The sequence below is a fragment of the Dactylosporangium maewongense genome (assembly GCF_039531485.1).
GTDB lineage: Bacteria > Actinomycetota > Actinomycetes > Mycobacteriales > Micromonosporaceae > Dactylosporangium > Dactylosporangium maewongense.
Window position 1 is genome coordinate 1,533,970 of sequence record NZ_BAAAQD010000001.1, and the last position, 7,500, is coordinate 1,541,469.

General features: G+C 71.1%; 5 protein-coding genes. All 5 read left to right on the forward strand.

The genetic code is table 11. The features are described from left to right. The first annotated feature begins 76 nt into the window (after positions 1 to 76). The gene (locus tag ABD332_RS06830) at positions 77 to 2,185 is read left to right on the forward strand and encodes an MMPL family transporter (RefSeq protein ID WP_344500642.1); all 2,109 of its coding nucleotides are present in this window, start codon (positions 77 to 79) and stop codon (positions 2,183 to 2,185) included. Positions 2,186 to 2,266: 81 nt separating this feature from the next. Continuing rightward, positions 2,267 to 3,121, forward strand: coding sequence for a DUF4253 domain-containing protein (locus tag ABD332_RS06835; RefSeq protein WP_344500644.1), 855 nt, complete (start codon positions 2,267 to 2,269; stop codon positions 3,119 to 3,121). A 141-nt stretch (positions 3,122 to 3,262) separates the two neighbouring features. Continuing rightward, positions 3,263 to 4,531 carry an MFS transporter gene (locus tag ABD332_RS06840; protein ID WP_344500646.1) on the forward strand — a complete coding sequence of 423 codons (1,269 nt, stop codon included), beginning with the start codon at positions 3,263 to 3,265 and terminating at the stop codon, positions 4,529 to 4,531. Between the two features lie 343 nt (positions 4,532 to 4,874). Then, positions 4,875 to 5,042: a hypothetical protein gene (locus ABD332_RS06845; protein WP_344500648.1), complete on the forward strand. Its 168-nt coding sequence runs from the start codon at positions 4,875 to 4,877 to the stop codon at positions 5,040 to 5,042. A gap of 200 nt (positions 5,043 to 5,242) precedes the next feature. Beyond that, complete coding sequence (locus tag ABD332_RS06850; RefSeq protein WP_344500650.1) at positions 5,243 to 7,321, forward strand: FG-GAP repeat domain-containing protein; 2,079 nt, start codon at positions 5,243 to 5,245, stop codon at positions 7,319 to 7,321. The last annotated feature ends 179 nt before the right edge of the window (positions 7,322 to 7,500 follow it).

Genomic DNA, 7,500 nt, shown 5'->3' on the forward strand with positions numbered 1-7,500 from the left:
GGGACGTGCCACTCCTGCCCGCGCGGCGCGCGGTGCGTTGGATCGAAGGCATCGCCACTCCAGGGAGGAACCCGCGATGTCCACGCTGTCCAGGCTGCCGTCCGGCCGCCGTACGAAACTGCTCATGCTGGCGCTCTGGGTCGTCATCGCGTCGGTGCTGGGCCCGCTCGCGCTGAAGCTCACCGACGTGCAGGACAACGACTCGCTCGGCTCGCTGCCCGCGTCCGCGGAGGCCAGCCGCGCCGCCGCCCTCGCCGAGGCCGCGTTCCCCGAGCCGGACACGCTCGTCGCCGTCGCCGTGTACGTCCGCGAGTCCGGGCTCACCGACGCCGACCGGGCGAAGGTGGCCGGGGACCGGGCCGCGTTCGCCGCGCACGCCGCCGGTGGGACGGTGCCGGAGCCGGTGCCCGCCGCGGACGGCAAGGCGCTGCTGCTGTCGTTCGCGCTCGCCGGTACCGACGAGGAGCAGACGGCCGCGGTCGCCCCGGTGAAGGACCGTCTCGCCGCGCAGCGCCCGGACGGGCTGCAGGTCGCGTTGACCGGATCCGCCGGTGCGGAGGACGACTTCGCCGACGCGTTCGAAGGCGTCGACATCACCCTCCTGCTCGCCACGGTCGGCGCGGTCGCGTTGCTGCTCCTGCTCACGTACCGCAGCCCGGTGCTGTGGCTGATCCCGCTGCTGACCGCGGCGGTCGCCAGCCAGGTCGCCGGCGGCGTCGTCTACCTGCTCGCCAAGCACGCCGGGCTCGCCGTCGACCTGCAGAGCCAGAACATCATGACGATCCTCGCCATCGGCGTCGGCGTCGACTACGCGCTGCTCATCATCGCCCGGTACCGCGAGGAACTCCGCCGGCACGAGAACCGGCACGAGGCGATGGCGATCGCGTTGCGCCGGTCCTTCCCGGCGATCTGCGCGTCGGCGGCGACGGTCGCGATCGGCCTGCTGTGCCTGCTCGCCGCCGACCTGCCCGCCACGCACGGCCTCGGACCGGTGGGTGCCGTCGCGGTCGTCGCGACCCTGTGCGCGATGACGACCCTGCTGCCGGCGGTGCTGGTGCTGTTCGGCCGGTGGGTGTTCTGGCCGTTCGTCCCGCGGTACACGCCGGGGATCGCGAACCAGGACGTCGCCGCCGACCACGGGGTCTGGGCGCGGATCGCCCGGGTCGTCGGCGCCCGCCCCCGCACGGTCTGGCTCGCGACCGCGGCGGTGCTGGCCGCGCTGACGTTCGGCGTCACGAACCTGAGCATCGGCCTGCCCGGCGCGGAGATCTTCACCAAGGAGGTCGGCTCGATCACCGGGCAGCGGCTCATCGAACGGCACTACCCCGGCGGCACCCTCGCACCCGCCGTCGTCCTCGCCACGGCCGCTTCCGAAGCGCCCGTGCTGGAGGCGGCCCGCGCCGTCGACGGCGTCGCGACCGTCGGCGCGCCGGTGCGCTCGGCGGACGGGCGCTGGGTGCGCATCGAGGCGACGTTCACCGCCGAACCGACCAGCGACGTCGCGTTGGCGTCCTTGGAGCGGCTGCGGGCCGCCGTGCGGGGGGTTCCTGGCTCGGAGGCGATCGTCGGCGGCGACACCGCGTTCGAGGCCGACGGCGACGCCGTCACCAGCCGCGACAACCTCGTCGTCATCCCGCTCGTCCTCGCCGTCATCCTGCTGGTCCTGATGTTCCTGCTCCGCGCCGTCGTGGCACCGCTGGTGCTGCTGGCGAGCGTCGTGCTGTCCTACGCGGCGGCGCTCGGCGCGGCGGGCTTCATCCTCGACGCGATGGGCCACCCGCGGCTGTGGAGCGCGGTGCCGCTGCAGACGTTCCTGTTCATCGTGGCCCTCGGCGTCGACTACACCATCTTCCTGATGACCCGGGCCCGCGAGGAGACCGCCCAGCTCGGCCACCGCGCGGGCGTCCTGCACGCCCTGACGGTCACCGGCGGCGTCATCACCAGCGCCGGCGTGGTCCTCGCCGCCACGTTCGCGGCCCTGACCATCCTGCCGATGGTGCCCTCGGCCCAGATCGGCGTCATCGTCACCGCCGGCGTCCTCATCGACACGCTGCTGGTGCGCAGCCTGCTCGTGCCCGCCCTGACCCTCCACATCGGACGCTCCGCCTGGTGGCCCGGCCGCCTGTCCCGCACCGGCTCCCACCCTCCGGCCCACGCCGACCAGCCGGCCGTGCCGGTGCACTGACCGCTCCTCGCCCTTGTCCGCCCGGGCTGCCACGGGGCAGCCCGGGCACCTCCATGCCGCCGCATCGGAGAGACTGTCACCGTGTTGAATGACCTCGACCTCATTACGGCGGCTTTCGTCGGTACTCCGCTGGCCGGGCTGCCGGTCGGGCACGGCCCGTCGGGCACCGTCATCGTCGCGGACGTCGACCCTGACCGGCTGCACGAGGGGTGGCGGGCGGCCGAGGCGCTGGTGCCGGTCACCGGGCGCCGGCCGGTCCTGGTCACCGACGACTTCGACGATTCGATGCGCATGCTGTCCGAGAGTGAGCCGGGTCCGTCGGAGCCGGAGCTGCGCGCGTTCGCCGAGGCGGCCCGGGCGTCCGAGCCGTGGCTGGCGTACCGCCACTACGGCGAGGACGACGAAGTCGTTGAGGGCGAGCTCGAGTACTACGCGCGGAGCATCGCCGGCGTCGACCTGACGGGCCTGGTGTCGGACGTGGCGCTGCCGGTGCCGCGGCAGGCGCTGGAGCGGGCGCTGTACGACAGGGTGCTCGCCGACCCCGACCTGCACGCCCGGGTGCTGGACAGCGTGCGGTTCGTGACGCAGACCGGCTACTGGTACACGCCCGACAGCGTCCTGCTCATGCTGCTGCCCACCGGCGACGTCCGCAGCTCGGCGTACTGGGTCGACTTCTACGGGGCGGAGACCCGGGAGTACCAGTACAAGCTGGCCGAGCTCCTCGCGCAGTGGCAGGACCGGTGGGATGCCCGGCTGGTCGCGTCGTGGGGCACCATGCTGCAGTTCCAGGTGGGTCGCCGCCCGGCCGCGGGTGACGAGGCGTGGACCGCGGCCGGTCAGCTCAAGGGGCTCGCCGGCAACCTCGACCTGAGCCGGTGGGAGGTCGCCGTCGCCCTGACCGCCGGCGACGCGTGGTTCGTGCACAACCGACCCTGACGCGTTCGCCGTCGGGTTGCATCCAGAAGATGTACCAGCTACCGCCGCACATGGTTGGCTGCAAAAACCAGTCGACGTTCCAGGCCCGTCGTGTGACGCTGCCCAGATGATCGACGGTCTGACGCATCGGCCGCTCCGTCCATGAAGTCGTTTCCGGCGTCGGTACGGCCCGCGGGTGGGCTGCTGCGGACGCGGAACTTCGCCCTGCTGTGGACCGGGCAGTCGACCAGCGCGGTCGGCTCCGCGATGACGACGGTGGCGCTCCCGCTGGTGGCCGTCACGACCCTGCAGGCCGGTCCGGCCATGGTCGCCCTGCTCACGGCCGCCACCTGGCTGCCATGGCTGCTGATCGGTCTGCCGGTCGGCGTCTGGGTCGACCGGTGGCCGCGCCGGCGTACCCTGCTGATCGCCGACGTCGCCTCCGCGGCGGTGCTCGCGGCCGTCCCGATCGCGGCCTGGACCGATGTACTGACCATGCCCGTCCTGCTGGTGGCCGCGCTGCTCGCCGGGACCGCCGGGGTCTTCGCCAACGTGGCGTTCAACGCCTTCCTGCCCCATCTCGTCGGCGCGGACGACCTCATGGAGGGCAACGCCAAGCTGCAGACCAGCGCGTCGGTCGCCCTCGTCGCCGGACCTGGCCTCGGCGGCCTGCTGGCCCAGGCGGCCGGCCCGGTCAGCGGCATCCTCATCGACGCCGGCACCTTCCTGGTGTCGGCGGCCTGCCTGCTCGGCCTACGCCCCGACCCGGAGCCGGGCCCCGCCGCGGGCGACCGCCCGGGCATGCTGCGCCAGATCGCCGACGGCATCGGCTTCATCATGCGGGGACGCCTCCTGCAGGCCATGCTGGTGGTCGCGGCGGTGACCAACTTCGCGATGCTGGGCATCACCGCGCTGCGCGTCGTCTTCCTGGTCCGCGCCGAAGGCACTCCACCGGGGACCGCGGGCCTCGTGATCGGCGTCGGCAGCCTCGGCGCCATCCTCGGCGCCGCCCTCGCCTCCCGCGCGTCCCGCCGCTTCGGCAGCGCCCGCACCTACCTGCTGGCGAACCTTGCGGCCGCCCCCTTCGTCCTGCTGCTGCCGCTCGGCGGCCACGGCTGGCGCCTGGCACTGTTCACGGCGGGCTCCTTCATCGCCCTCGCCGGAGCCACGATGTCCAACGTGATGACCATGACCTTCCGCGGCAGCTTCGTCCCCGCACACCTGCTCGGCCGGGTCACCGCGGCCTCCCGCATCTTCGTCTTCGGCACCGTCCCACTCGGCGCGGCGACCGCCGGCCTGCTGGCCTCGACACTCGGCATCCGCCCCGCCATGTGGGCGCTCGCCGCCCTGTACGTCATCGCCCCGCTGCCCCTGCTCACCACCGAGACCCGCACCCTGCGCGACTTCCCGACCCAGACCCCTGTCCCGTGACCCACCACCGCCCGCGGACCCGGCTTCAGGCCGCACCGGCGTGCCGAACGTCCGGGACGCACACGGCACCGGCGCCCGGATGCGGGCGGTCGCCGCGCTGCTGGCGAAGCGGAAGTTGGTGAGTGATACGCCGGGGCGCTGTTCGCCGCCCGTCGGGTCGGTGCCATCGGTCTCGGGTGCAAGCGCGGGCGGGACCGGCGGAAACACCTCGCTACCCCGGACGCGCCCGTCGTTTCCACCCTCGTGACTCTGCGTCGGGCACTGTTGAACCGGGTTCACAGCGGCGTTTCCCCTGCTCAGCCAAGTTGATCCATACAGAGTGACGCGTTTCGGGTCGGACGACATGGCGGCGTTCGTCGTTGAGGTCGATCTCCTGATGGCGCTCGCGAGGCCCGGCCCGGAGCACCGCGGACTGATGCACCTGCCGGATGCCAATGACGCCTCCCGCCCGTACGAGTTCATCGCTCGGGCAATCCGCGAACACATGGGCACGATTGAATGCGTGCGGTGAGCGCCTCCCGTGATGTGCGTCACCCCGGCGGGCACGCAATGCTGGCTGGCTGAGCGTTCGGTCTGCGGAGGTCGTAGCGGTGCGTGATCTTGCGGTGAATACTCTGTCGGAAAACGTCGTTCGATCCTTAGCCTTCCTCTTGCTCGATGTCCTGAACGGGGAGGCATGTCGTGGTTGCTCGCACGTGGATCGGTCGGCGGGTGACCGCGGTCGCAGCGGCAGGCATGCTGGTCGCTGCTGTGTTTGTGGCGCTGCCGGCACAAGCGGCGCCGGCGCCGGTCAAGCCGGACGTGCCGTCACAGAAGTCGGCGACGGTCTCAACGCTGCCCACGAAGTCGAAGGCGATGTCAGCGACGGAGACCGCTGCCGGATGGTCGCCGCGCCCGGTGACCTGGCCGGCGGCGGGGTCGTCGGAGGTGGATATCTCCGTGCCGGCGGCCGGCGCTCGGACCAGAGCGGGGAGTTCGCCTGTACGGGCAGGTCGTTCGGCGCAGGCGAAGACCACTGGCACCGGCCCGTCAAGGTTGAAGGTCGAGGTGTTCGACCGGGCAGCGGCAGCGGCCGTCGGCGTGGCGGGTGTGGTGCTGCGCATGTCGTGGGCGGATGACGTGTCCGCGGTCGGGTCGGCGTCGGTGGAGTTCGACTATTCCGGGTTCCGGGATGCGTACGGCGGCGACTGGTCCGCGCGGCTGAGCTTGGTGCAACTTCCGGAGTGTGCGGTGAGCACGCCGCAGATGAAGGCGTGCCAACTAGGCACTGCATTGGCCACCCGCAACGACACTGTGACCGGTCGGCTGACGGCGGACATCTCGGTGGGGGCACAGGTTGCGTCGAAGGCGGATCTGGCTGAGGCGTCGCGGTCGGGGACCTCGGTGGCATCGTCGCCGACGGTGCTCGCGGTGACGGCGTTGTCCTCGTCGGCGGACGGCCCGGACTATTCGCACACGCCGCTGGCGGCGTCGGCGTCGTGGCAGGCGGGCACGCAGTCCGGTGAGTTCTCCTGGACGTACCCGCTAGCAGCGCCGCCAGCGCTGGGTGGGCCTGTGCCGGATGTGTCGTTGGGGTATTCGTCGAGCGCTGTTGACGGTCGGACGAATGCGAGTGGGGCGCAGACGTCGTGGGTGGGTGAGGGTTGGGGTTACGAGCCTGGGTACATCGAGCGGTCGTTCCGGTCGTGTGTGGATGACTACAACAACCGGATCGATGTGTCGTCGGGTTGGTCGGGGTATGGCAAGATGTTGCCGACGTTGGACTATGACGGTGACGGCAAGGTCGACGCGTTGGCGGTGGCCGGGGCGGACATGTGGTTCTGGCGGAACACGTCGCATGCGGGTGCGGCGACGGCGGCGGCGCAGTTCGTGAGCAGCGGCTGGAGTTCGGTCGACTCGTTCATGGCTGGGGATTTCGACGCTGACGGCAAGGTGGATCTGGTCGGTCGGGCTGGTGGCAGTCTGTACATCTGGCGGGGGACGAGCACGCCGGGGACGTTCTCGACGGCGGCGCCAGTGGTGTGGTCGGGTTGGTCGGGGTACAGCACGTTCCTGCCGATGGCGGACTACGACAACGACGGCAAGGTCGACATTCTGGCGGTCAACTCGTCGGGGCAGATGTGGTTCCACAAGAACACATCGACGCCGGGGACCTTTTCGGTGTCGTCGTCGCTGTTGAGTGCCGGGTGGGGGTCCGTCAACTCGTTCATGGAGGGCGACTTCGACGGCAACGGCAAGCGTGACATTCTCGGCCGGTCCGGCGACGCGTTGTACCTGTGGCCCGGCAACGGCGCGGCGGGCACGCTGAGCCTCGGGGCGGCGACGGTCTGGGGGACGGGCTGGGCGATCTGGGGCACGTTCCTGCCGTTGAAGGACTACGACGGTGACGGCAAGCCGGACATCATGACGGTCTACGGCTCCGACATGTACTTCCACAAGAACACCTCGACGCCCGGTGCGCCGTCGAAGGCCGCGAGCGTGTTCAACAGCAACGTCTGGTACTCCGTCAACCTGCTCACGGCGGGTGACTTCGACGGCGACGGTGCCACGGACATCATTGGCCGTGAAGGGGACACGCTGCGGGCGTGGCTGAACACGAGCAAGACTGCGGCGAGCTACGCACCGTTCTACTCCAATGCCACCTCGGACTCGTGCTGGCGGTCGCAGAACGCCACCGTCATGTTCGGCAGCCATTCCGGCGACCTGGTCCTGGACGACGCGACCGGCAAGTGGCGGCTGGCTAGAGACCTTTCGGGGTCAGGGTTTGGGTTGCTCCTTCTTTGTGGGTGATCGCTTTGGCCTGTGGCGGCGGTGTGCTGGGGGTATGCGGTACGGCGATGGTGGTGGTCTGAACTCGGCTGCGCGGGAGCGGCGGGAGTTGGTGCGTCGTCGGGCCGGGGAGCTGTTCGCGGAGGGCGTCACGGCGTTGGGCGTGGCTGCTGCGTTGGAGGTCTCGGCGAACAGCGCGT

Bases quoted from the DNA above. Each gene is read 5' to 3' on its own strand.
- ABD332_RS06830 (WP_344500642.1), top strand. From the start codon at position 77: ATGTCCACGCTGTCCAGGCTGCCGTCCGGCCGCCGTACGAAACTGCTC.
- ABD332_RS06840 (WP_344500646.1), top strand. From the start codon at position 3,263: ATGAAGTCGTTTCCGGCGTCGGTACGGCCCGCGGGTGGGCTGCTGCGG.
- ABD332_RS06845 (WP_344500648.1), top strand. From the start codon at position 4,875: ATGGCGGCGTTCGTCGTTGAGGTCGATCTCCTGATGGCGCTCGCGAGG.